Annotated in this window: 13 protein-coding genes; 7 read left to right on the top strand and 6 right to left on the bottom strand. The window is 66.5% G+C overall.

The annotated features are described in order from the left end of the window. Positions 1-23 precede the first annotated feature (23 nt). Complete coding sequence (locus tag O6P39_RS12525) at positions 24-314, top strand: antibiotic biosynthesis monooxygenase family protein (RefSeq protein WP_275611642.1); 291 nt, start codon at positions 24-26, stop codon at positions 312-314. A 15-nt stretch (positions 315-329) separates the two neighbouring features. Here the strand turns inward: O6P39_RS12525 and O6P39_RS12520 are convergent, their stop codons facing one another. Further along, a complete protein-coding gene (locus O6P39_RS12520; protein ID WP_275611641.1) occupies positions 330-1,961 on the bottom strand; it encodes a mechanosensitive ion channel family protein in 1,632 nt (543 codons plus the stop codon). Positions 1,962-2,252: 291 nt separating this feature from the next. Between O6P39_RS12520 and O6P39_RS12515 the strand changes: the two genes are divergently transcribed. The 5 genes from O6P39_RS12515 to O6P39_RS12495 are packed head-to-tail and all read left to right on the top strand — an operon-like array spanning position 2,253 to position 18,707. After that, positions 2,253-12,923, top strand: coding sequence for a VCBS domain-containing protein (locus O6P39_RS12515; protein ID WP_275611941.1), 10,671 nt, complete (start codon positions 2,253-2,255; stop codon positions 12,921-12,923). A gap of 38 nt (positions 12,924-12,961) precedes the next feature. After that, the gene (locus O6P39_RS12510; RefSeq protein ID WP_275611640.1) at positions 12,962-14,512 is read left to right on the top strand and encodes a TolC family protein; all 1,551 of its coding nucleotides are present in this window, start codon (positions 12,962-12,964) and stop codon (positions 14,510-14,512) included. Further along, complete coding sequence (locus O6P39_RS12505) at positions 14,493-15,275, top strand: efflux RND transporter periplasmic adaptor subunit (protein WP_275611639.1); 783 nt, start codon at positions 14,493-14,495, stop codon at positions 15,273-15,275. Before O6P39_RS12510 ends, O6P39_RS12505 begins: the two co-directional genes overlap by 20 nt. Next, the gene (locus O6P39_RS12500) at positions 15,268-16,608 is read left to right on the top strand and encodes an HlyD family efflux transporter periplasmic adaptor subunit (protein WP_275611638.1); all 1,341 of its coding nucleotides are present in this window, start codon (positions 15,268-15,270) and stop codon (positions 16,606-16,608) included. The genes O6P39_RS12505 and O6P39_RS12500 overlap by 8 nt, the downstream gene beginning before the upstream one ends. After that, on the top strand, positions 16,608-18,707 hold the full coding sequence (locus O6P39_RS12495) for an HlyD family efflux transporter periplasmic adaptor subunit (RefSeq protein WP_275611637.1): 2,100 nt from the start codon (positions 16,608-16,610) through the stop codon (positions 18,705-18,707). Before O6P39_RS12500 ends, O6P39_RS12495 begins: the two co-directional genes overlap by 1 nt. Before the next feature lie 1,254 nt (positions 18,708-19,961). Here the strand turns inward: O6P39_RS12495 and O6P39_RS12490 are convergent. The 4 genes from O6P39_RS12490 to O6P39_RS12475 all read right to left on the bottom strand — a co-directional run bounded on the left by O6P39_RS12490 (position 19,962) and on the right by O6P39_RS12475 (position 24,331). Beyond that, on the bottom strand, positions 19,962-21,401 hold the full coding sequence (locus O6P39_RS12490; protein ID WP_275611636.1) for a TIGR00366 family protein: 1,440 nt from the start codon (positions 21,399-21,401) through the stop codon (positions 19,962-19,964). Positions 21,402-21,654: 253 nt separating this feature from the next. After that, the gene (locus O6P39_RS12485) at positions 21,655-22,836 is read right to left on the bottom strand and encodes an acetyl-CoA C-acetyltransferase (protein ID WP_275611635.1); all 1,182 of its coding nucleotides are present in this window, start codon (positions 22,834-22,836) and stop codon (positions 21,655-21,657) included. A 113-nt stretch (positions 22,837-22,949) separates the two neighbouring features. Next, positions 22,950-23,606, bottom strand: a complete 657-nt coding sequence (locus tag O6P39_RS12480) for a CoA transferase subunit B (protein WP_275611634.1) — start codon at positions 23,604-23,606, stop codon at positions 22,950-22,952. A gap of 26 nt (positions 23,607-23,632) precedes the next feature. Further along, positions 23,633-24,331, bottom strand: coding sequence for a CoA transferase subunit A (locus O6P39_RS12475; RefSeq protein ID WP_275611633.1), 699 nt, complete (start codon positions 24,329-24,331; stop codon positions 23,633-23,635). Between the two features lie 125 nt (positions 24,332-24,456). Between O6P39_RS12475 and O6P39_RS12470 the strand changes: the two genes are divergently transcribed. Next, positions 24,457-25,356 carry a LysR family transcriptional regulator gene (locus tag O6P39_RS12470; RefSeq protein WP_275611632.1) on the top strand — a complete coding sequence of 300 codons (900 nt, stop codon included), beginning with the start codon at positions 24,457-24,459 and terminating at the stop codon, positions 25,354-25,356. Between the two features lie 114 nt (positions 25,357-25,470). On the opposite strand, the gene O6P39_RS12465 is transcribed toward O6P39_RS12470, so the two are convergent. Then, complete coding sequence (locus O6P39_RS12465; RefSeq protein WP_275611631.1) at positions 25,471-26,211, bottom strand: IclR family transcriptional regulator; 741 nt, start codon at positions 26,209-26,211, stop codon at positions 25,471-25,473. Between the last annotated feature and the right edge of the window lie 58 nt (positions 26,212-26,269).

The raw sequence follows: 26,269 nt of genomic DNA, 5'->3' as shown, positions 1-26,269 counted from the left end.
ACCCTGCAGAAAGGAGCCTCGCCATGTCCCCGTCCGCCATTGCCATCGTTCGTGTCCAGGCACTCCCCGGCCAGGCCTCTGCACTGGGCGCCTACCTGGGCGAGCTGCTGGATCAGGTTCGCCAGCAGCCCGGCTGCCAGTCCGGCGAACTGAAACCCCTGGGGAGCGACCGCTGGCAGGTGCAGACCCGCTGGGCCAGCCAGGCCGAGCTGGAGGCGCACTTGTCCGGTCCGAAAGCCCAGCAGTGGCTGGGCCGTCTGGGCTGTGGCGACCTGGCGCTGGGCCTGGCATTCGAGAGCCGCAGCGCCGATTGAGTCGCCTCCGCCGCACTATTCATTTCGCGACACGTCGTCGGCCGGCGGGCGTGCCGGCGCGCTGTACCACTGCTCCCTGGGCACCCACTTGGACTGCTGCGGATCGCCCAGATAGTGCGGCGACATGATCTGCACGCCGTATTCGTTGAACACGTCCTGGATGTTGGCGTGCAGCACGCTCAGCAGCTCCGCGCGGGGCCGTGGCTCGCTGGGGATGGCCTGGGCCACCAGGCGGTACTCGGGGTAGAAGTCCGACAGCGCGGTCTGGAAGACGTGGGGCGCCGGCTTTTCGAGGATACCCTCGGTACGCCGCGCCGCTTCGATCAGCATGGCCTCCACCTGGCGCCACGGCGTGTCGTAGCCGATGGTCACCACGGTATCCACCACATAGCCCTGGCCCTGGACGATGCGCGAGTAGTTCTTGGTCACGGAGCCGGTGATCATCGAGTTGGGCAGGGTCAGCACCTCGCCCAGGCCGGTGCGGATGGTGGTGTTGAACATGCCGACCTCGGTCACCGTGCCCTCATGTTCGCCGACGCGCACGAACTCCCCGGCGCGCAGGGTCCGCGAGTAGGTGAGGATCAACCCGGCGGCGGCCTGGCCGACCACGCTGGAGGCGCCAAGGGAGATCATCAGGCCGATCAGCACCGAGACGCCCTTGAAGGCTTCGGTGCCCGAGCCCGGCAGGTAGGGGTAGGCCATCACCAGGGCGAACAGCCAGATCGCCAGGGAGGTCAGCCGGGTGGTCGGCTGCAGCGTTTCCTCGGTCAGCCAGCCCAGGGTGCCGGGGCGCGCCAGGCGTTGCAGCAGGCGCCGGGCAAAGCTGCTGATGGCCCGCGCGATCAGCACGATGCACAGCGCCACCGCCAGCCCCGGCATGGCGTCGAGAATGCCGTTGAGCAGGTAGCGCGCCAGGTCGATCAAGTGCACGTTGAGGCTCTCGCCCCACGGCCGGGTGTAGGGAAATTGCGACAGCACGAAGCTCAGCCACTGGTAGCTGAGCAGGAACACCACCACCCAGTAGACCAGCCAGACCAGGCGGCCGAACAGGTAGTAGAGGTACTGCATGTCGAACAGCGGCGTATGTCCGAGCTTGAGCCACTGCTTGTGCCGGCTCATCAGGCCCGGCAGGCGGCCGAACAGCCAGCGCCGCCCGACGCTGACGCCGCGCAGCAGCAGGAGGTAGATCACCGTGGCCAGCGCCGAATAGCCCGCCGCCATGAGCAGGAAGCGCAGGTTGCGCGCCTGGCCGCTCTCGGTCACCACGCGGCGCAGGTTGTCCGCCGCCTGCTCCGCCGCGACGCGCACCGAGCCGCCCGGCGGATCGACATCCTGCGGCGTGACGATGAAGGCGCGGCTGTAACCCAGCAGCACGATGTAGCTGTTCTGGATCGGATCGATGTTGACCTTCAGCTCGCCGCCGCCCTGCAAGGCGTCCTCGATGGCCAACTTTGCCCGGCGCGCCCGTACCTCCGGGGTTTCGCCAAGCAAGGTGCCGCGAAAGGTCATGACCACGCGGTTCTCGATCTTCAGTTCGACCGGCGCCAGTTCACTGCTCGCACTTCCGGCATCGCCCACCGGTGCATCGGCCAATCCCGCCAGCGGCCAGATCACCAGTGCACACAACAGCAACATCGCGTAACGCATTCCCCGCTCTCCCCTTGCCCTGAATTCGGCCTGCCTCTTGTTCACTGGGACGTTGGCCGCTCCCTGAAGCGCAAGCGTAGCCATTCGGGAATTGGCTGGAAAGCGGGAACCCGGCGCAGCGCTTCATCCCATCCGTTTGTCTGATCAGTCAGAAACTGACTATCCGAATGTCGCGAAATGCACACGCATATTCCTATTCGCTATCGAGAATCTGTGGCTAAGCTTTCCGCTCGTATGTGCTTGAGATTGCGTTCCAAGCCGTGATCAATGACCGATCCGATGGGTACTGAAATGGATAATCAGGGCAAGGCGCGCGCCGCATTCCTTCTTCGCCCCCACACCCACGCTCTGGCACTGGAGCAGCGAATTCTCTTCGACGGCGCCGCCGCGGCGGCGGTCGACCAGCAGCACCACGACTCCCAGGCCACCGAAGCCAAAGACAGCACCCCGCCCGCCACCGCCGTGGAGGCTCGCGCCCAGGCCGCAGCGCCCGCGCCGGCCCCGCGCAACCTGGTGGTGATCGATGCCCGCCTGGAAAACCGCGATCAACTGGCGGCCAACCTACCGGTTGGCAGCACGGCGCTGGTGGTCGACGCCGGACAGGACGCCATCGCCGCCATCAGCAATGCCCTGGCGCAACTGGGCCAGGTGGACTCCATCCAGGTCTTCTCCCATGGCGCCACCGGCCAGTTCACCCTGGGCAACCAGACCTTCACCGCGCAGACCGTCGACCAGCTCGGCGAACGCCTGAGCGCCTGGCGCAGCGAACTCAGCCCCGGCGCGGACATCCAGCTCTACGGCTGCGACGTGGGCGCCGGCAGCGCCGGCCAGGCCCTGGTCAACGAGCTGGCCCGCTGGACCGGAGCCGACGTCGGCGCCTCCAGCAATGCCACCGGGGCCAGCAGCGCGGGGGGTGACTGGAACCTGGAAGTGCGCAACGGCGACCTGGACAAGGCCATCGCCCTGGGCGCGGACACCCTGACGGACTTCCAGGGCCTGCTGGCCAATGCCAGCCCCACTGTAGCCATGGGCAGCGGCGGCTCGACGGTGCGCCTGGGCGATACCTTCACCTTCGACGTGATCTTCAGCAACCCGTCCACCCAGGTCGGCTATGCCCCCTACATCGACCTGTTCATGCCGGCCACCGGCCGTGACGGCAATGATGGCGCCACCTTCGTTTCCGCCACCTACCTGGGCCAGGTGGTGAGGTTCACCCCTGTCATCTTCGACGCCAACGGCAATGCCACCCATCCATTCGCCAAGGACGCCAATGGCAATGCGCTGGTGATCAACGCCGCCAGCGTAGGCATGAAGCCCGGCGACCAGATGATCGTGCTGCAACTGCCCTATGGCAGCGTCACCAGTGGCCAGCCGGCCATCGACATCCAGGTCACCGCGCAACTGAGCAACCTGGCCGACACCATCTACTCCGACGGTGCGCCGAACCTCACCATCAACGCCCGCGGCGGTTTCGAGTACGGCAACGACTCGCTGAACAACCCCACGCAGGACCCGAGCCTGGTGGAAGCCGCACTGCACAGCTTCGTGGTCACCCCGACCCTGCTATCGGTCACCCAGACGGTGGACATGCCCGAGGGCGAGACCGTCACCGGTCCGAACTTCACGCGCACCGAGACGGTCACCGTGACCCCGGCGCCCGGCCAGACCCTGACCAACGTGACGGTCACCCAGACGGTGCCCGACCAGGTCCATGTCAGCTCCATCACGCCTGGAGCCGGCGGCACCCTGACCTCCATCACCCTGCACGACGGCACCGTGCTGACCAACCCGACGCTGATCGCCGCGGCACTGAACAACCCCAACGTCTTCGTCGCCAGCTACAGCATCCACTACGACACCCTGAGCGCAGCCAGCACCACCACGGTCGGTTTCTACGTGCCGGAGATCGACGCCGCCGGGCGACCGGTGCTCGACCCTGCCACGGGCAATCCACGCACCATCACCTTCGGTACCGCCACCGTGAGCGGCGACTGGAACCCGCTGGACGTGCGTGATCGCCCGAGCGACCCGGACGGCTACCCCTTCACCGTCACCGGCAACGGCGCGGGTGTCACCTTCGTCGCCAAATCCATCACCCTGCTCAAGACGGTGAACCTGCAGAACGACGTCGGCACCACCGGCATCACACCCGGCGACACCCTGCGCTACACCATGGACGTGGCCATCTCCGACTTCTACGCCTTCGGCAAGAACATCCTCGGCCAGGGCAGCTTCACCGTCACCGACCAGCTCAGCGACGGCCAGACCTTCTCCGCCACCAACCCGCCGAGCATCGTCATCCAGCAGCACGGCGCGTCGCAGGTCATCCCAGTGATCTACACCGCCACGGTGAACGCCGACGGCAGCACCACGCTGGTCTTCGACATCGCCCAGTCCATTGCCGCCGCCATCCAGGGGCCGGGGCTCTATGCGCTGTTCGGTGACCAGTGGGACGGCGACGCCCAGGAAGGCGCCACGCGGATGTCCATCATCTATGACGCGACCATCGACACCACCTACACCTCCGACCACCCGCCCCACGACCAGCTCAACGAAGGCGACAGCGTCAGCAACAATGCGCTGGTGGACGCCACCGTGCTGCGCGACTCGCTGAACATCGGCGGCGAGCAGACCGACGGCTCCAGCACCACCAGCACCATCAAGACGTCCAACATCGACATCCAGCTCACCCAGGTGAACGGCGGCGCCCCGCCGGGCAACGGCGAGCTGCGCCCCGGCGACGTGGTGACCTTCACGATCACCTATGACCTGCTGGTGGCCGACTACGAGAACTTCACCCTCACCGCCTACCTGCCCCTGCCGCTCCTCGCCTCGCAGGTCACCGACTGGACCCAGGGTACCGGCGTGGGCCAATGGACCTTCGGCGCCGGCAACAACATCGGCGATGTGCCCGACAGCGTACGCACCGGCCCGGGCAACTCGATCATTTTCAACTTCGGCAACTATGTTTCCGGCGGCCTGAACGGCGGCCGGGTGCAGGTGCAGTTCACCATGCGCGTAGGCGACCAGCCCTTCGCCGACCAGCGCGAGCTGGATGTGCTGGCACAGTCCAGCCAGACCACCACCATCGACAAGACAGTACTGATCTCATCGGACGTGGCGGTCATCGAGTCGGTCGCCGAACCAGTGCTGGATATCAAGCACGGTGTGGTCTCCAGCAGCAACGGAACCGTCACCGGAACCACTGGTAACTGGCTCCCGACCGACCAGACCGGCACCAGGCCGTTCAACGGCAGCATCACCGATCTCGCCGCGGTCGACGGCAACGTCAGCGGCATCGATGGCGGCGATACCCTGCGCCTGGCCACCGCGATCAAGAACACTGGCGGTGGCGGCGCCTACGATGTCACCACGAGCATTAACCTGCCCGCCGGCGTAACCTTCGTCGGCGGCAGCCTGAGCCTGGCCAACCTGCAGATCTACCGGGGCGACGGTACAAAGCTGACTGCCGGGGTGGATTACAGCGTCAGCGGCAACACCATCACCTTCCTCGATGCCAACGGCCAGGCGACCTTCCTCGCCGGCCGCGCCAACGCCGCCGACGGCAACGATGCTGCCGGCCGCAACCTGGTGGTGATCACCTACGATGCCACGGTAAACAACGCCATCCTCGCGTCGAGCAGCCTGCAGAGCAGCGCCGCACTGACCAACTATGCGAGCGTCAACGGCGGCCAGGACTTCACCCCCACCGACCTGGTCGACCTGGCCAACCAGCAGGTCGCCGCGCCGACCATCACCAAGGTCTACAAGGACGGCAGCCTGACCGCCGACGACTCCAGCGCCAGCCACACCACCGACAGTAACCTGGTGATCGGCGAGAAGATGACCTATGACATTGTCGTCACCCTGCCTGAAGGCTCCACCGCCAACCTGCGTCTTTCCGACCTGATCCCACCGGGCCTGCGCCTGGATACCACGGCTTTCAACGGAGCGGGCTACCAGGTCATCGTCAATAGGGCCTCCATTAACGGGGAGCCGTTCAGCCTCGCGCTCACAGACAATTTCAACGGTACCGTCACCGTTGTTCCGTCTTCTCCCGACGGCAGCGATGGTGTCGATCTGCAACTGGTGTTCAGTGCCGCCGGCGCCAACGCCGACAACAACGTCGGCAACAATGCCTTCGTCATCCGCCTGGTGCTGGTGGCGAGCAACGTGCAGGGCAACCAGCAGGGCGTCACCCTGAACAACGGCGCGCAGCTGACCTACAGCGACCCCGATGGCGATACGCCCAACGGCGCCACGGCCGTGGACCGCACGGTCGCCAGCCCGCAGCAGCCCTCGGTGACCATCGTCGAGCCCACCCTGACAGTGAGCCAGCAAGTCACTTCCACGCCCACCTACGGCGGCTTCGACGAAGGCGACACGGTCACCTTCACCATCACCATCAGCAACACGTCCGGCACCAATGCCTTCGATCTCAGCCTGCTGAACATACTGCCCACGCAGATGGACAACATCGTGATCACCGGCACGGTCTACAACGGCGGCGCCACCAATAACGGCGGCGTGGACTTCATCATCCAGAATGGCCAGCTGGTCACCGCCAACGGCGCCAACATCGATATCGCCAATGGCGGCAATATCGTCATTACCCTGTCGGGCGTGGTGAACGCCACGGCGGCTGGCCAGGCGGTTATCCCGAACAACGTCGTGGTGCGCTGGACCAGCCTCGATGGCACCAGCAATGTCACCGATACCCAGGCCGGCGAGCGCGGCGGCGATGACGGCGTGCTCAACTCCGGGGTGCTCAACGACTACCGCGTGGCCAACTCGCTGCTGATCCCGGTCACCAATGGCATCCAGGTGTCCCGCGTCGGTGGGGTCGATGCCACGCCGCCGGCGACCAACTCATCGGGCACCACCGATACTTCGGGCCTGCAGGAAACTGTGGTGGTCGGCGAGATCATCCGCTACCGCGTGGCGGTCGTCGTCCCCACCGGCGACAACCCGAACTACCAGATCCGCATCGAACTGGCCCCCGGGCTCGAGTTCATTCCCGCCGACCTCAACAACATCCTCATTGCGCTGGGCTCCACCGGCGGCGGCCTCACCACGGACGCCACCAACCTGATCAGCAGCGGCTCGCTAACCATGTTCGGCAACCAGAACAGCGATGTATCGCTACCGATCCGCCCCGACCTCTCCGGCGACAAGCCCACCGGCGTATTCAACGTCAACAGCGGCCGGCTGCAGATCGTAACCAACGCCAACGGTAGCCAGACCATCACCTTCAGCCTGGGCAACCTGACCAACACCGAGGTGAACGACGGCGACATCGAAGGCGTGATCCTGGAATTCAACGTGCGCGTCGCCAACGTCACCAGCAATCAGAGCACCGCCCCGGCGCTCGGGATGACCGCGTTCGAGCATGTCGGCCTGAATGGCGGCGTCGACCGCGGCAAGAGCGACACGATCTTCGAGAAGGTGGTGGAACCCGGTTTCAGTGATCCCACCAAGTCGGTGGTCGGCCTGACCCTGAACGCTGACAACACCACCAATGCCACGCTGGAAGTCGGCTTCCAGCAGAACGGCAACGTGACCGCCTACGATGTCCACCTGCAGGACAAGCTGCCCAACGGTAGCGGCTACCAGTTCATCAGCCTCACTATCACCACGGCCGCCGGTACCACCGTGACCTATGGCCTGGGCGATTTCCTTCCCGGTGGCGCAGCGACCCTTGCCGGCCTGACGCTGAACATCGACTCCAACCCGGCCAACGGCATCGGCGTGGACTTCGCGTCACTCAACGTCGGCGACAAGGTCAGCTTCCGCTACAGCGTCACCGTGCCGGACACTCCCATCGCCAACAATGCCGCCAGTTCCGCGGTGCTGACCTGGACCAGCCTGCCGCAGAGTTTCACCGGCTGGGGCGATTCGGCGGTCGGCACGGCCAGCACCGCCACCGGCGAGCGGACCGGGCAGGATGGACCGGGGCCGGATGACAGCGTGCTGAACAACTACGTGAAGAGTGTCGGCATCGCCTTCGGCGTGGTGCGCGGTACCCTCTGGGACGACACCGGCTCGGCCACCAGCAGCACGACGCCGGACGGCCCCGGCCTGGCCGGTCAGACCGTCACCCTTACCTGGGCCGGCGCGGACGGCCTGTTCGGCACGAGCGACGACGCGCAACTGGCGACCACCACCACCGATGCCAACGGCCAGTATGTATTCAGCATCCTGCCCAGCGGCCTGTACCGAGTGGACGTCGCGGCGCAGGTCAGCAACCCGGTGGCCGGTGATCCGGGCAACACACTCAAGGTTCGCATCGATACCGACGGAGCCGGCAACACCTTCAACCGGGTCCAACTGACCCTCGATGGCGGCACTGCCAGCGACGGCCCGACCGGCCAGGCGAACTTCGGCTACGTGCACCTCAACGAAGCTCCGGTGAACACCTTCGCCCCGCAACATGGCCAGGAAGACACCGTGCTGCACATCGGCGGCCTGGCCATCAGCGACGTGGACGCGGGCAACGGCGAACTCACCGTCACCCTCTCGGTGCTCCACGGCGTACTCTGGACCAGCGCCACCACGCCTGCGCCCGACGCGTCCCCTCCGACCGGCGCCAGCAACACCCTGGTGCTGCGTGGCACTCTCGCCCAGATCAACGTGCTGCTCGGCCAGCTCTATTACAAGGGCAACCAGGACTTCAACACTTTCCGTAACACCGAAACGCTGAAAATGGTGACCAATGACCAGGGCAACTTCGGCGACCATCCCACGAGCGGGGATGGCATCCCCGGACAGAACCCTGCTGATGCATTGAGCGATACCGATGAAATGAACATCATCATCGACCCGGTGAATGATGCGCCCATCGCCCATCCCGACCTCGCCGTCGCGGTGGAGGCCGGCGGCCTGAACAATGCCGACCCCGGCGTCGACCCCACCGGCAACGTGCTGGATAACGATACCGACGTGGACATCGCCACCAACGGCGACGTACTGAGGGTCACCCGCGTGGAGAACTCCATCGGTGGATCCACGACGGTGGCGGCTACAGGCGTAACCCCCCTCGCTGGCCGCTACGGCACGCTGTACATCACGGCCACGGGCGGCTTCCAGTACGTGGTCGACAACACCAACGCCGCGGTCCAGGCGCTACGCAGCGCGGGCGACGTACTGCGCGAATCCTTCGGCTACTTCGTCACCGACACCGGCGGGCTGAGCAGTTCCACGTCCCTCACCATCGACATCCACGGCGCCAACGACACTCCGGTTGCGCGCAACGACGCGGGTACCGCCGTCGAAGCCGGTGGCACCAACAACGGCAGCCCCGGCTCGGACGCCATCGGCAACGTGCTGCTCAACGACAGCGACGTGGACTCCACGACCTACGGCGAGACCAAGGCCGTCAGCCTGGTGCGCTACGACGGCATCGGCGGCGGAAGCATCTTCCCGGTGGCGCCAGGCGCGCCGGCAACCCTGCAGGTCCTCTACGGCACCCTGACCATCAATGCTGACGGCTCCTACCGCTACGTTGTGGACAACAGCAACCCCGTGGTGCAGGCGCTTTCACCCGGCCAGACCCTGCCCGAACGATTCACCTACCAGGTCACCGACAAGGGCGGCCTGAGCGCCATTGCCACCCTGACCATTACCATCCAAGGCGCCAACGACGCGCCGGTGGCGGTGGACGATCACAACACCGCCACCGCCGGCGCCAGCGACAACAGCCCGGCTCCAGTCAACGCCAGTGGCAACGTGATCACCGGGGGGCTCGGCGGGGTCGGTGCCGATACCGATGTCGACAACCTCGACCAGCCCACGGCCTCCAAGTTGAAAGTGGATGGCGTGCGCAGCGGCCTGGAAAGCGCCGGCACCTTCATCCCCAACAACGTCAACGACGGCGTGCCAGGATCCATCAGCGGCACCGTGGCCCGGCTGGCCAACGGTACGATCATCAGCGGCAACTTCGGCCAGCTCACCCTCAGCGCCGACGGCACCTATCTCTTCGTGGTCAACAGCGCCGATCCGGCCATCCGTGCGCTGACCGCCAACCAGACCCTGGATGTGGTCTTCACCTACCGCATCCACGACTCCGGCGGCCTGACCGACCAGGCGCAACTGGTGATCACCGTGACCGGCGTGAATGATCCACCCATCGTGCAGCCGGTGGTGGTCCATGCGACCGAAGCCGGCGGCCTGCTCAACAACGTCCCGGGGCTGGACCCGACGGGCAGCGTCCGCGGCTCCTACACCGATCCGGACGGCGATGTCCTCACCATCACCGCCGTGGTCAGCCCCACCGGTGCCAACGGCACCGTGGGCGCAGACCTGGCCGGCAACCATGGCGTGCTGCTGCTCAACGCCGATGGCAGCTACCGCTTCGTGGTCAATAACCTCGACCCGGCCGTGCAGTCCCTGCGTACCTATAACGACACTCTCACAGAGGTCTTCACCTATACCGTCAGCGACGGCAACGGCAAGTCCATCACCCGCACCTTCACCGTCATCGTCCATGGGCAGAACGATATCCCCATCGCCCAGGACGATACGGGCCGCGCCATCGAAGCCGGCGGCACACTCAACACCACCCCCGGCGCCCCCGCTGCCGGCAATGTACTGCCCAACGATCTCGACGTGGACGGCGCAGCTTATGGCGAAACCAAGGTGGTCGACGCTGCGCGCCTCGGCGACCGCAATGCCGGCGGCGCACTGGTCGACCTGAGCACCAGCGGTGGCGTGGTGGCCGGCGCCTACGGCACTTTGGTGCTCAATGCCAACGGCACCTACACCTACACAGTGAATGACAGCCTCGCCGCGGTGCAGGCGCTGAAGCTCGGCGACAGCCTGGTGGAAGTCTTCACCTACCGCATGCACGACACCGATGGAGCCACCTCCATCGCCCAACTGACCATCACCATCGAGGGCCGCTACGACGCCCCGGTGGCCAACGACGACATCAACTACGCCGTGGCCAACCTCGACGGTAGTGGCGGGCGCAACCCCACCGGCAACGTCATCGCCGGTCTGACCGGGATTTTCGCCGGCATCGGCGCCGATACCGACGTCGATGCCGGCGATCACCTGGTCGTCACCGCCATCGCCAAGGGGCCGGAAGGCTCGCAGGTGAACACGGTTCCGGTGGTGCCGGGCATCCCGCAGACCATCCAGGGCGCCTTCGGCACCCTGGTGATCAACGCCGACGGCCGCTACCAGTACTTCGTCGACAGCACCAACCCCACTATCGTCTCCCTCGGGCCGCTGGCCTTCGCCATTGAGGAGTTCACCTACCAGGTCACCGATGACGGCAACCTCAACGATCAGGCCACCCTCATCATTCTCATTCGCGGACGCAACGACCCGCCCGTGACGGAGCCGGACTTCGGCACCGCCGTGGAGGACGGTGGCCTGCATAACAACGCGCCGGGCAGCAATCCCTCCGGCAACGTGCTGGCCAACGATACCGACCCGGACACCATCACCACGATTCCCCAGGATGTGATGTACGTGGTGTCGTTCTGGACCGGAGACCGCCCGCTGCCTGCCGATGCCAGCGCGCCCGGCCAGAGCCTGCGCGGCCAGTACGGAACCCTGACGCTGAACGATGACGGCAGCTGGAGCTATCAGCTGGACAACTCCCTGCCCGAAGTCGAAGCCCTGCGCGCCAGCGGCCAGATTATCCAGGACAGATTCACCTACCTGGGTGCCGACATCTGGGGCGGCGCCACTCCCGGTCTGCTGACCATCACCATCGACGGGCGCAACGACACCCCAATCGCCAACGACGACACCGCGATCGCCGTCGAGGCTGGCGGCGTGAACAACGGCACTCCGGGGATCGATCCGCGCGGCAACGTGCTGGACAACGACACCGACGTCGACGGCGTGCAGTACGGCGAGACAAAGAGCGTCGTGCACTACACCAGCCAGAATGGCGCCACGGTCGCCGCCGGCAGCATGCTGCAGGGCCTGTACGGCAAGCTGGTGATCAACGCCGACGGCAGCTTCGAGTACCGGGTGGACAACGACAACCCTACCGTGCAGGCTCTGCGCACGGCAGGCGAAACCCTCACGGAAGTCTTCACCTACCGCATGCACGACACTGCCGGAGCCACCTCGGAAGCGCGCCTGACCGTGACCGTGCGGGGCGCAGACGACAACCCGACCGCGCGCGACGACAACAACTTCGCCAGCGACGAAACTCCCGCGCCGCAGGCGACCGGCAACGTGCTGCCCAACGACAGCGACGTCGATGGCGGCGACCAGCTCACCGTCACCGGCATCCGTACCGGCGAGGAAAACGGCAGCGGCACCGCCGGTGTCGTCGGCCAGCCCATCGCCGGCCGCTATGGCACCCTCGTGCTCAATGCCGATGGCAGCTACACCTACACCATCGACCTGAGCAACCGCGAAGTGCTGGCCGCCGCCGGCCTCGGGCAAGTCCTCAAGGACTACTTCACCTACACCATCAGCGACCTGACCGGGCTCACCGATCAGGCGCAGCTGACCATTACCCTCGACATCTCGACGCCCTACATCCCGCCGGGCCCCTATGTCGGCCTCTTCGCCGAGGACGGTCGCCCGCACGAGCCGCCATTGGGCTTCGACCCGGCGATCTTCGTGCAACCGGTGGTGGAGCGCATCGACCACAACCTGTCGCTGTCCGCCTGGGGCGCTGACGGCAGCAACATCGATATCTTCGCCACGCCGGAAATCGAGAGCCAATCCATCGGCGCCCAGCTCGGCCAGGTCAAGGGCCAGTTCGTCGCCCGCGCCGTGGGAGAAAGCCGGCGCGCCAGCGACCTGGACAAGCGCTGGGTGGAGGGCCGCCATGGCGTCACAAGCCTGAGCGCCGACGGCCTGCTCCCCGATCCGTCGCTGTGGGCGCCCCTGCCCGGCGACATGGTGGCCAAATCCGACAAGACCGCGCAGACCGCACGGGGCTTCCGAGCCCAGCTGCGCGACGCCGCCCAGCGCCGGAGCGGCAACCCATGATGCGTACGCAAAAATCACGGAAGGACCAAGGACTGAACATGCCCGCATACGCCCTGAAATGCCTGAGCGCCACGATCGCCAGTACCGTACTGCTGGCCGCCTGCTCGCAGTTCGAGCCCAAGCCCTACACCCAGGACGAGATGCGCCAGCGGGTCATCGAAGACCAGGCGCGGATGTACAAGGAACAGGAGCCGGTGAACGGGCCGATCACCTTCTACGAAGCCTCGGCGCGCGCGTTGAAATACAACCTCGACTATCGCCTCAAGCTGCTGGAAAGCGCGCTGGCCTCCGACCTGCGCGACGTCACCAGTCACGAGATGCTGCCGCGCGTGGTGGCCTCCGCCGGCTACGCCGGGCGCAACAATGACTCAGGCGGCACCTCCATCGGCATCGAGGACCGCCAGGTCAGCTTGCGGCCCTCCACCTCCGAGGAACGCTACCGCACGCTGTACAGCCTCGGCCTGTCGTGGAGCCTGCTGGACTTCGGCGTCGCCTACTACCGCACCCAGCAGAAGAACGACCAGATGCTGATGGCCGAAGAGCGCCGCGAGAAGGTCGCGCAGAACGTCCTGCAGGACGTGCGCAACGCCTACTGGCGCGCCCTGGGCGCCCAGCGCCTGCTGCCGGAAGTGGACGGCCTGCTGATGCGCACCCACCGCGCCCTGACCTCCGCCCGCGAGGCCGAGGGCAAGGGCCTGCTGCCGCGCCAGGATATCCTCGCCTACCAGCGCGCCCTGCTCGACTCGGTGTACATGCTCACCGTGCGCCGCCAGGACCTGGAGTTCGCCCGCGCCGAACTGGCCGCCCTGATGTCGCTGCCGCCCAACACCAAGATGGTGCTCGCCGACGTCAGCGAGCAGCCGCTGCCGCTGGTGACCAACAACACCGACCAGCTGGAGCGCCTGTCCCTGGAGCACCGCCCGGAGATCATGGAAGAGTGGTACCGCAAGCGCGTCGACATGAACGATCTGAAGATCGCCAAGGCGCAGCTGTGGCCCAACATCAGCTTCAACTACGGCTACGAGTACGACTCCAACAAGTACCTCTACAACAACGACTGGAACCAGACCGGCGTCCAGGTTTCGATGAACCTGCTGCGCCTGCTGCAGTACCCGGACATCAAGGCCGCCGAGGAGAGCCAGGAGAAGACCGACGACATGCGCCGCACCGCGCTGTCCATGGCCATCCTCACCCAGGTCCGCGTCGGCCTGCTGCGCTACCAACTGGCGCGCCAGGAGGTGGAATTCGCCGACGAAAGCCTGCGGGTTGACAAGAGCCTGCTCGACTACGCCCAGTCCGCCCGTGGCGCCGCCCTGGGCAGCGAGCTGGAGCTGATCCGCGCCGAAGGCCGCTACCTGCTCTCGCGCTACCAACGGGAGGCCGCCTACTCCGACGCCCAGGCCGCCTGGGGCCGGCTGTACAACTCGGTGGGCTTCGAAGTGATGCCCAAGGAAATCGAGAACCACGACGTGAAGACCCTCGCACGGGAAATCCAGCGCACCCTCGAACAGCAATCCAGCACCAACCTTCTGGCCAGCAGTGGCCTTGGTAGTCAGGAAGGAAGCGCCAATGCCGCACCTGCGCAGTAAATCGTCGTACCTGTTCCTCCCGCTCTGCCTGATGTTCCTGCAGCCGGCTCTGGCTGCCGACGCCAGCGCCACCCTGCCGACGACCCCGGACAACGATCCGGGGGCGATCCGCGTGCTGCTGGTCTCCGACCTGGAAACCACCCTCTCCGCGCAGATGAACGGCACCCTCGGCGCGCTCAAGGCCAGCCTCGGCGAGAAGGTTGCCAAGGACGCGCAGCTCGCCCAGCTGGGCTGCACCGAAGTGAACGCCCGCGCCAAGGTCGCCGCCGCCGAGCTGAACATGGCCCGCGCCAACCTCGCGGCCAAGCGCAACCTGCGCAAGCTCGACGCCGTGGGCGATCTGGAAGTGGCCATGGCCAACACCGAGGTGGAAAAGGCCGATGGCGCCCTCACCCTGGCCCGCGCCCAGGCCGGCTACTGCCTGGTCGACGCGCCCTTCTCCGGGCGCATCGCCAAGGTCTACGTCAAGCCGTACCAGACCGTCTCCGCCGGCACGCCGCTGTTCGACCTGGTCAGCGACGGCGCCCTGAAGGTCCGCCTCAACGTGCCCTCCTCCCTGCTGCCGCGCCTGCAACCGGGCATGCCGCTGCAGGTGGACATCCACGAAACCGGCAAGCTCTACCCGGCCAAGGTCAGCGCGATCAACGCGCGGGTCGACGCCGTAGCGCAGACCGTGGAACTGGAGGCCAAGCTGGATGCCAGCTACCCCGAACTGATCGCCGGCATGAGTGGGGTCGCGCGCTTCCCCGAAAGCCATGAGTGAGCTGCTGCCTCCACCCCAGCTGCTGCTGAGCCTGGCCAACGTACGCGACCGGGCGCTGGCGGCCGACTCGCTGAACGCCCTGGCGTTCAGCATCGCCAACGATCTGTTCCCGCTGCTGCGCTTCCACCAGGCACTGGTGTTCGCCTGCCACGACACGCGCAACGAGTTGCTGGCCGTCTCCGGCCTGGCCAAGCCCACGGAAGACTCGCCCTACCTGGTCTGGCTGGAACGCGCCAGCCAGTGGATCGCCGCGCAACTGCCCGACGCCGCGCCGGCCTGGCTCGCCCGCGAGGCCCTCGACCCGCCGCCGGACATCGCCGAAGGCTGGGCCGAGTGGTGGCCCGCCGGGCTCTGGTGCGTGCCACTGCACGACCGCGCCGGGCAACGCCAGGGGCTGGTGCTGTTCCTCCTCGACGAAGCCCCCGCGCGCAACCTGCAACCGCTGCTGCAAGGCATCTGGCAGACCTGGGCGCACGCCTGGGCCGCCTTCGGTCCACGCCCGCGTCTGCGCTTCTGGCGGCCGAGCAAGCGCCAGCTGCTCATCGGCGCGCTCGCCCTCGGCGCGCTGCTGCTGGTCCCGGTACGGCAGACCGCCCTGGCGCCGGCCGAGGTGGTCTCGCGCAACGCCCAGGCAATCAGCTCGCCCATCGACGGGGTGATCGCCCGGATGCTGGTGCGGCCCAACCAGCCGGTGGACGTCGGCACGCCCTTGTTCGAACTCGACGAAACCACCCTGCGCAGCCGCGCCGACGTGCTGGCCAAGGAAGTCGCGGTAGCCGACGCCGAACTCCTGGCCGCCAGCCAGCGCGCCTTCGACAACCCGCAGAGCAAGAGCGAACTGACCGTGCTCGATGGCCGCGCCCGCCAGCGCCGCGCCGAACTGGCCGCCGTGCAGGCACAACTGGCGCGCACCCGGGTGCTCTCGCCGCGCGCCGGCGTCGCCGTGTACAGCGACCCCAACGACTGGCTGGGCAAGCCGGTGGTCACCGGCGAACGCATCCTCCAGGTGGCCGACCCGAGCGAACCGGGCATGCGCATCCAGCTGCCGGTGGCCGACGCCATCGCCCTGGAGCCGGGGGCGAAAGTCGCGCTGTTCCTCACCGCCTACCCCCTCGACCCGCTGCACGGGGCCATCCTCGAAACCAGCTACCAGGCCAAGCCCAGCGACGAAGGCGTGGCCTCCTACCGTCTGCTGGCCAGCGTCGAGAACGCCCCGCCCCACGCCCGCCTCGGCCTGCACGGCACGGCCAAGCTCTATGGCGAGCGCGTGGTGCTCGGCTACTACCTGCTGCGCCGGCCGCTGGCCTCGCTGCGCGCCTGGACGGGCTGGTGATGGACGTCGCCGTCGAAGACCTGCCCACCCCGCCGCTGCGCGACGACCTGCGCCTGTCCGAAGCCGCCCCCGGCCCGGACGGCGAGCCGGTATGGGTGATCCAGGACAGCGTGCTCAACCGCTTCTACCGCATCGGCTGGCTGGAGTTCGAATGCCTGCTGCGCTGGGAGCAGACACCCCGGCAGATCAGCGAGCAGATCGCCGAGCAGACCGCGCTCAACCCCGACGCCGAACAGGTGCTGGACTTTCGCCAGTTCCTCGAACACCACCAACTGCTGCGCTCGGGCCCCGAAGCCCTGGCACGCCTGCAGGCCCGCAGCGAAGGCAACCAGTGGACCACCTGGAAGTGGTGGCTGCACCACTACCTGTTCTTCCGCATTCCGCTGATCCGCCCGCAGCGCTTCCTGCGCGCCATCGCCGGCAGCCTGGACTGGCTGTTCAACCGCTACGTGGCGCTGCTGGTGCTGCTCCTGAGCCTGGCCGGCATCGTGCTGGTGGCGCACCAGTGGGACACCTTCACCCATGACGTGGTGGAGTCCTTCTCCTTCGAAGGCCTGCTCAGCTTCGCCGCCGCCCTGGTGGTGGCCAAGACGCTGCACGAGATGGGCCATGCCCTGGTGGCGACGCGGCTGGGATTGAAGGTGGCGCACATGGGCGTCGCCTTCGTGGTGATGTGGCCGATGCTCTACACCGACACCGGGGAAAGCTGGAAGCTGCGCAGCAACCGCCAGCGCCTGGCGATCGCCAGCGCGGGGATCGTCACCGAGCTGGGCCTGGCCGGACTGTCGACGCTGGGCTGGGCGCTGGCCGATCCGGGTCCGCTGCGCAATGCCCTGCTGTACCTCGCCACCACCAGCTGGGCGCTGTCCCTGGCGCTGAACGCCAGCCCGTTCATGCGCTTCGACGGCTACTTCATCTTCTCCGACCTGCTGGACTTCCCCAACCTGCACGAACGCGCCGGCGCCCTGGCCCGCACCGCGCTGCGACGCAACCTGCTGGGGCTGGACGAGCCCTGGCCGGAGCACTTCCCCACCGGCAAGCGCCGCCTGCTGGTGGCCTTCGCCTTCGGTACCTGGGTCTATCGCCTGCTGCTGTTCCTCGGCATCGCCGTGGCGGTCTACTACTTCTTCTTCAAACTGCTGGGGATCTTCCTGTTCGCCGTGGAAATCAGCTGGTTCATCGTTCAGCCCGTGTGGCGCGAACTCAAGGTCTGGTGGGAGCGCCGCGCGGAAGTGAAGTCGCGGCGCAAGGTGGTGTTCCTGGGGATTCTCGCCGCGGTGCTGCTCCTGCTCGCGGTGCCCTGGCGTACCCAGGTGCACGCCATGGGCGTGGCCCGCGCGGCGCAGCAGTTGCACGTCTACGCGCCCTTCCCTGCGCTGCTGCGCCACGTGCGCCCCGGCGGCGCAGTAACCAGGGGCGAGACCCTGGCGGTGATGGAGGAGCCCGACATTGCCGCCAAGGTACGCGGCAGCGAGGCCAGCATCCGAGGCTACGAAGGCCGTCTGGCCGGCATGCTCGCCGACCCGTCGGGGCTCTCCGAGGAAGCCGTCACCCGCCAGCGCCTGGGCGTCGAATACCAGCAAGCCCGCGCCGCCCGCAACGAGATGGCCCGCCTCACGCTGCAGGCACCCTTCGACGGCCGCTGGATGGACGTGAACCCGGAATGGAAGGCCGGCCAGTGGATCAACACCCGCGAGCCCATCGGCGTGCTGGTCGACCCGAGTTCCTGGCTGGTGGACGCCTACGTCAAGCAGGACGAGGTGCAGCGCCTCACCGACGGCGGCCATGTGCGCTTCTACCCCGAAGGCGTACCGAGCGCCATCGACGGCCAGGTAGTGCTGATCGGCACCACCCGCGTCAGCCAGCTGGAGCAACCGATGCTCGCCTCGCGTTACGGCGGCCCGCTGAACGTCAACGCCCAGGGCGAGGCGCTGGTGCCCAACCCGGCGCTGTTCCATGTGCTGGTGAAGCTCGATGCGGCTCCGCCGAACCTGCACGAGACGCGGGGGCACCTGCAGATCGATGGAGCGCGGCGCAGTTGGCTGGGGGAAGGTGTTACCCGGCTGCTGGCGGTGGCGTTGCGGGAGAGTGGGTTCTAGGTCGGCTCCTACGCAGGGCATGAGCGGGAACGTAGGGCGTATAAAGCCTCTGGCGTTATCTGCCGTTTTAGGGTTGGGTGTTCCTGCGCCGCTTCGGCGTGCTCGGATATTTCTTGTTTCGCCCCCCTCGGGCGAGTTACTGCTTTCAAACGTCGGAAGGCCGCCCCCCAAAGAAGTAACCAAGAAGGCTCGTCCCGGCATCCGGGTCCGGCTTCGCCGGACTGATTCGCTTCGCTCACCCTTCGGGCCAGCCTTCGGCTGTTACTTCGCTTCGCTCCGTTTCCCTCGCTCCGGCATTGCTCCGAGGGGCGGCGTAGAAGGGACATCCCTGGCCCTCTTAGCGGGGACGCCTAGTCGTCTCGCGGCATCCATCCCACTCGCCCCTCTGCGCAATACCTCCACTCGGCCTCCTGACGGGACTCTGCGCGCGCCGGGGACTGTGGGTGTGCTTCGTAGGATGGCGTAGAGCGAAGCGAAACCCATCACGGCGGATAACGCTGCGCGTTATTCGCCCTACAAGAGCATCGCGGACGGAGTCCGCTCCTACGGATACATGTGGCTCTTGTAGGAGCGGACTCCGTCCGCGATTAGCCGTGGTTCGCGAGCAAGCTCGCTCCTACAGGTTGGCGACAAACCCGGGTGCTGCCCTGTCAGCGCGGATTTCGCCGCGATGGCTTTCGCGGACAAGGTCCGCTCCTACGGGCGCCGTGCCCCCGCATTGGCTCTGGCTATTGAGGACTTCCAGAGAAACATCCGCGCACTCCGGAGCGCCCCTTCAGGAGGCCGAGTGGAATCGGAGTTTCAGGGGTTGAGCGGCATGGATGCCGCGAGAGCGTCGTTGGGCCAGGGATGGCCCGTCGACGCGTGCCCCTGAAACTTCGATGGAGCGAGGGAATTTTTCGCCTAAGCGAAAAACCGGATGCAGGGGCAGAGACTTTTGCCTACTTTGCGTCGTTTGGCAAAGTAGGTCGCCCGAGGGGGCGAAACCAAATACATCAACACACGCCGAAGCGGCGCGGAAACACCGAACAAGACGGCGGATAACGCCTTAGGCATTATTCGCCCTACGAAAAGCAAAAGCATCGCGGACAAAGTCCGCTCCTACCGATCGCTCAAGCTCTCCATTACATAACACCCCGCCTCGCCCGCCGCATCGCCCTGATCGAGCTTGGCCATATACCAAAGCATCCCCCATAAAAAAGCCCGAATGCCAAAAGACATCCGGGCTCGCCGTCCCCAGCGCCGAGCGCGTGGCTACGGCTGTACCGGTGGCAGGTATTGCAGGGTGGTGCCCAGCGCCCAGAGCAGGAACAGCACCAGCGGCACGTGAACCAGCAACTGCACGAAGCTGAACCCGATCAGGTCGCGCGCCTTCAGGCCCAGTACGCCCAGCAGCGGCAGCATGTAGAACGGGTTGATCAGGTTCGGCAGCGCCTCGGCGGCGTTGTAGATCTGCACCGCCCAGCCCAGGTGGAACTGCAGGTCATTGGCCACCTGCATCACATAGGGCGCCTCGATGATCCACTTGCCACCGCCGGAAGGGATGAAGAAACCCAGCACGGCGGAGTACACGCCCATCAGCAGCGCATAGGTGTCGTGGGAGGCGATCTGCACGAAGAAGGTGGAGATGTGGTGCGCCAGGGTCGAGCCGTCGCCGCCTTTCACGGTGGTGAGGATCGCCGCGATGGAGCCGTACAGCGGGAACTGGATCAGCACCCCGGTGGTGGTCGGCACGGCGCGGGCCACGGCGTCGAGGAAGCTGCGCGGGCGCCAGTGCAGCAGCGCGCCAACCATGATGAACAGCAGGTTGTAGGTGTTCAGGCCGGAAATCGCCAGGATCGCCGGCTTGGTGCTGAACTCGTTGACCAGCCAACCGGCAGCCAGCGCCACCAGCAGCAGGATCAACAGCGGGCTGTGCTCCAGCCACTCGCCCGGGCGGCTCGGCTTGGGCGTGCTCGGCGCCGCGAAGCTGACGTCCACGCCGCAGGCCTTGGCGTCACGGGCGCTGCTGGCGCCGGGAGCGGTCATGTAGGCGATGACCAGCGATACCAGCACCAGGGCCAGCAACATCACGCCCGACTGCCAGAGGAAGATGGTCTCGGTGAATGGGATGACGCCGGTGATCGCCAGGATCGACGGCGGCAGGCTGGCCGGGTTGGCCTGCAGCTGCGCGGCGGAGGACGACAGCCCCAACGCCCATACGGCGCCCAGACCCAGGTAGGCAGCGGCGCCGGCGGCGCGGTAGTCCATCTTCAGGTCTTCGCGGCGCGCCAGGGCGCGTACCAGCAGGCCGCCGAATACCAGGGACAGGCCCCAGTTGAGCAGCGATGCAGTCATGGAGATCAGCGCGACCCAGGCCACCGCCGAGCGGCCGTTCTTCGGCACGCGGGCGAACAGGTCGATGAGTCGGGAGGCGGGGCCGGAGCTGGCCACCACATAGCCACCGATGACCACGAAGGCCATCTGCATGGTAAAGGGAATCAGGCTCCAGAAGCCATCGCCGAAGGCCTTGGCCGTGGCAGTGGCCGGCGCCCCCATGGCCAGGGCGGCGACGCTGACGATCAGCACCGCGAGGGCCGCGAACACCCAGGAGTCGGGGAACCAGCGCTCGGCCCAGTTGGAACAGGCCATGGCGAAGCGCGCGGAGCGGCTGTCCTGCAAGGCCGTGCCGGAGGTGTGCACGTGGGAATTCATAAGGGTCTACCTCGTTGTTCTTGTAATGGTCCATCGTCGAAGGGCGCTTGTGACATGCCCGTTCTGGAATGAAAAACCGCCCGGCCTGCGTGGGGCCGGGCGGTGACGCAAGGACCTTGGCGGATGCCGGGGAACATCGCCTGGCCCGTTCAACCGTGATGCCGTCTGTCGGTGTCGCCACCTCCCATCACGCTGACCGGGCCGGTCGGGGAACCAGGCCCGGAACTCGCCAATAACGCGTTGCGCGCGGCCGTCAGTCGCGCGCCAGTGCCAGGGCGACACCCTGGCCGCCACCGATGCACAGGGTCGCCAGACCTTTCCTGGCATCGCGGCGCAGCATTTCGTGGAGCAGCGTCACCAGCACGCGGCAGCCCGAGGCACCGATGGGGTGGCCCAGGGCGACGGCGCCGCCGTTGACGTTGACCTTCTCGGCGTTCCAGCCCAGCTCCTTGCCGACCGACAGCGCCTGGGCGGCGAAGGCCTCGTTGGCTTCGATCAGCTCGACCTCGTCCAGCGACCAGCCGGCCTTTTCCAGGCAACGACGGGTGGCGGTGACCGGGGCGATGCCCATGATCGACGGATCGACACCGCTGCTCGCATAGGCTTGGATGCGTGCCAGGACCGGGAGGTTCAGACTGCGTGCGCGCTCGGCGCTCATCAGCAGCACGGCGGCGGCGCCGTCGTTAAGGGTGGAGGCGTTGCCGGCGGTGACGGTGCCGTCCTTCTTGAACGCCGGCTTGAGCTTGGCCAGGGACTCGGCGGTGGTGCCGGCGCGCGGCTGCTCGTCGGTGTCGAAGGACAGCGGGTCGCCCTTGCGCTGCGGAATCAGCACCGGGGTGATCTCGTCCTTGAAGCGACCGGCTTCGATGGCGGCGGCGGCTTTCAGCTGGGATTGCGCGGCGAAGGCGTCCTGCGCCTCACGGCTGATACCGAACTTTTCCGCCAGGTTCTCGGCGGTGATGCCCATGTGGTAGTCGTTGAAGGCGTCGACCAGGCCGTCGCGCAGCAGGGTGTCCTGCAGCTCGGCGTGCCCCATGCGCAGGCCGGTACGGGCCTTGGGCAGCACGTAGGGTGCAAGGCTCATGCTTTCCTGGCCGCCGGCGATCACCACGTCGGCGTCGCCGCAGCGGATGGCCTGGACGCCGAGGAACAGCGATTTCAGGCCCGAGCCGCAGAGCTTGTTGATGGTCATGGCCGGCACTTCCACCGGCAGTCCGGCGCCGATGGAAGCCTGGCGAGCGGGGTTCTGCCCGGCGCCAGCGGTGAGCACCTGGCCGAGGATCACTTCGTCGATCTGCTCGGGCTTCACGCCGCTGCGCTCAAGCAGCGAGCGGATGACCAGGCTGCCCAGCTCATGGGCGGGAATGTTCGCCAGGCTGCCCTGGAAGGCGCCAATGGCGGTACGGGTGGCGGCAACAATTACGACGTCTTGCATCTGAATTCTCCGGGGCGGTCGGACTTTGTAGGAGCGAGCTTGCTCGCGAACCGACTGAGGCACCCAAGCCAGAGCGTTCGCGAGCAAGCTCGCTCCTACAGGGTATCAGTGAGTCAGAAAGTCATTTCCTTCACATCGTCCGGCACGATCAGGCGGCCGGCGGTCTTTTCGGCGATCTCGGCGATGCTCACGCCCGGCGCGGTCTCGCGCAGGATGAAGGCGCCGTCCTCGATTTCCAGGTAGGCCAGATCGGTGAGCACCTTGCGGATGCAGCCGGCGCCGGTCAGCGGCAGCGAGCAGCGCTCCAGCAGCTTGGACTCGCCGTCCTTGGAGGCGTGGGTCATGGTGACGATGATGTTGTCCGCGCCGGCCACCAGGTCCATGGCGCCGCCCATGCCCTTCACCAGCTTGCCGGGGATCATCCAGGAGGCGATGTTGCCCTGCACGTCCACTTCGAAGGCGCCCAGCACGGTGAGGTCGACGTGGCCGCCGCGGATCATCGCGAAGGATTCGGCGGAGGAGAAGATCGACGCGCCTTTCACGGCGGTGACGGTCTGCTTGCCGGCGTTGATCATATCCGCGTCCACTTCGTCTTCAGTGGGGAACGCGCCCATGCCGAGCAGGCCGTTCTCCGATTGCAGCATCACTTCCATGCCCTCGGGCACGTAGTTGGCGACCAGGGTCGGAATGCCGATGCCCAGGTTCACGTAGAAGCCGTCCTGCAGCTCGCGCGCCACGCGCTGAGCCATTTGTTCGCGGGTCAATGCCATCTTCTTGTCTCTCTTGTCCGGTGGGCTCAGGAACGAACGGTGCGCTTTTCGATGCGCTTCTCGAAGGTGCCTTGGATGATGCGGTCGACGTAGATGCCGGGGGTGTGGATCTGGGTCGGGTCCAGTTCGCCCGGCTCGACGATCTCCTCCACCTCGACCACTGTGATGCGGCCCGCGGTGGCGACTACCGGATTGAAGTTCTGCGCGGTGTGGCGGTAGATGACGTTGCCGTAATGGTCGGCCTTCCAGCCCTTGACGATGGCGAAGTCGCCGGTAATGGCGCGCTCCATCACGTAGTGGCGGCCTTCGAACTCGCGCACTTCCTTGCCTTCGGCAACCGGGGTGCCGTAGCCGGTGGCAGTGAAGAAGGCCGGGATGCCGGCGCCGCCAGCGCGGAGTTTTTCCGCCAGGGTGCCCTGCGGGGTCAGTTCGACCTCCAGTTCACCGGACAGCAGCTGCTGTTCGAACAGCGCGTTCTCGCCAACGTAGGACGCGATCATCTTGCGGATCTGGCGGTCCTCCAGCAGCACACCGAGGCCGAAGCCGTCGATGCCGCAATTGTTGGAGACCACCGTCAGGCCCTTCACGCCCATCTTGCGAATCTGCGCGATGAGGTTTTCCGGGATGCCGCAGATGCCGAAACCACCAGCCACCACCGTCATATCGTCGGTGAGCCCGGCCAGGGCTTCCTCGTAACTGCCTACACGCTTGTCGAGTCCTGCCATGTTGCTGCTGCCTCTTTCTTATTTGGGGTATCCGACCAGCCGGTCAGAGAGCGGTTGCAGCTTCACCGGCGCAGACTGATTTGTTAAGTTTGTTTTTCCAATTGATTAATCCGGTTTACTTATCAATGACAGTCAAGCAACTGCGCGCCTTCCTCGCCGTCGCCCAGAGCCTCAGCTTCGCCCAGGCCTGCGAGCGCCTGCACCTGTCACAGCCGGCGCTGAGCCTGGCGATCAAGAGCCTGGAGGAATCCCTCGGCGGCCAGCTGCTGGTGCGCACCACCCGCAGCGTGGCGCTGACGCCCGAAGGCGAGACGCTGCTGCCGCTGGCCCGTCGCCTGCTGGCGGACTGGGACAACGCCGAAGAACTGATGCGCCAGCACTTCACCCTGCAACTGGGCAAGGTCTCCATCGCCGCCATGCCCTCCTTCGCCGGCAACCTGCTGCCCGCCGTGCTGCGCACCTTCCGCGACCGCCACCCGAAAGTGAACGTGGCCGTGCACGACGTGATCAACGAGCAGGTGCTGGAGATGGTGCGCAATCGCCGCGTCGAACTGGGTATTGCCCTGGAACCGGACAGCCTCGACGGCCTGGTGTTCACGCCCTTCTACACCGACCGTTTCGTCGCCGTGCTGCCGGCGGATTCGCCCTTGGCGCAATGCAGCCAGGTCACCTGGGATCAATTGCTGGAAGCCCCCTTCATCACCCTGCAACGCCCGTCGGCCGTGCGTTTGCTCCTGGAAGACAAACTGGCCTCGCGCCACGGGCGCTTGCCGGTTGCGTTCGAAAGCCATCAGTTGGTAACGGTTGGCCGGATGGTCGCGGAAGGCTTGGGGGTGAGCGCCGTACCGCGCCTGTGCCGGCAGCAGATGGAGGAACTGGGTGCGCGTTGCGTGGCCCTCGACGAACCCTGCATCGAGCGGCGTGTCGGGCTGTTCTGCCTGGCGGAGCACAAGCTCTCCAGCGCGGCGCAGGCGCTGAGCGATGTGCTGGTGCAGGGCACGGATTGGGCGGGGATGGAGCGGTAACTGTAGGAGCGAGCTTGCTCGCGAACGGCTTCGCAGCGGGGTTGGTTCGCGAGCAAGCTCGCTCCTACAAAAAACCGTTCGCATCGCAAATCCGAGCAGCGGGATTCCAAACCGCTAAACCGTCCCACCCATACGCAAACTGATCTCCCGCGCCGCCGCCAGCAACACCCGCGCCGCCTCGCCATGGGCGTCGGCCGAAAAACTCGCCTCCGACCCTACCACCGTAATCACCCCCGCCAGCTCTCGTCCGGTGGCGAACAGCGGCACCGACAGCGCATTCACCCCCGGCATCAGCAGCCCGTGAATCGAATGCAGCCCCTCGGCACGAATACTTTCCAGCACGCCCCGGTCCGCGCCCTCCTCCAGCCCCGGCCGGAACGCCGCGAACACCAGCCCGGTGGACGACCCGTGCACCGGCAGCACCGACCCCACTTGCGTCACCAGGGTGACCATCCCCTGCGCCGGCTCCACCTGCACCACGGTGGGCCCGTGGCTGCCCCAGATGGCCAGGAAGCAGGTCTGCCCCAGGTTGTCGCGCAGCTCGGCCAGCGCGGGACTGGCGACCTTCACCACGTCCAGCCGGCGGATCGCCGCCAGGCCCACGTAGAGCGCCTCGCGCCCCAGCCCGTAATGGTTGGTGACCGGGTCCTGCTCGGCGAAACCGCTGGCGATCAGCGCCTGCAGATAACGATGAACCTTGGCCGCCGGCATCTCCAGGTACTCGCCCAGGCGCTTGAGCGAGGTGCTCGGCGCCAGGTCCGCCAGGGCCTTGAGGATCTCGGTGCCGACCTCGGCGGACTGCACCTTCTTGCCCTTCGTCGGGGCGGACTCTTGCGGTTCGTTCTGGGTCTTCAACTTAAAGGGACTCCCTGGTGGGCTTGACGGCCTGCCAACATGAAATTACGTTAATCGT

Source organism: Pseudomonas sp. PSE14, assembly GCF_029203285.1.
GTDB lineage: Bacteria > Pseudomonadota > Gammaproteobacteria > Pseudomonadales > Pseudomonadaceae > Pseudomonas.
The sequence above is the reverse complement of the archived record's forward strand: the minus strand, read 5'-3'. Positions and strand labels throughout refer to the sequence as shown.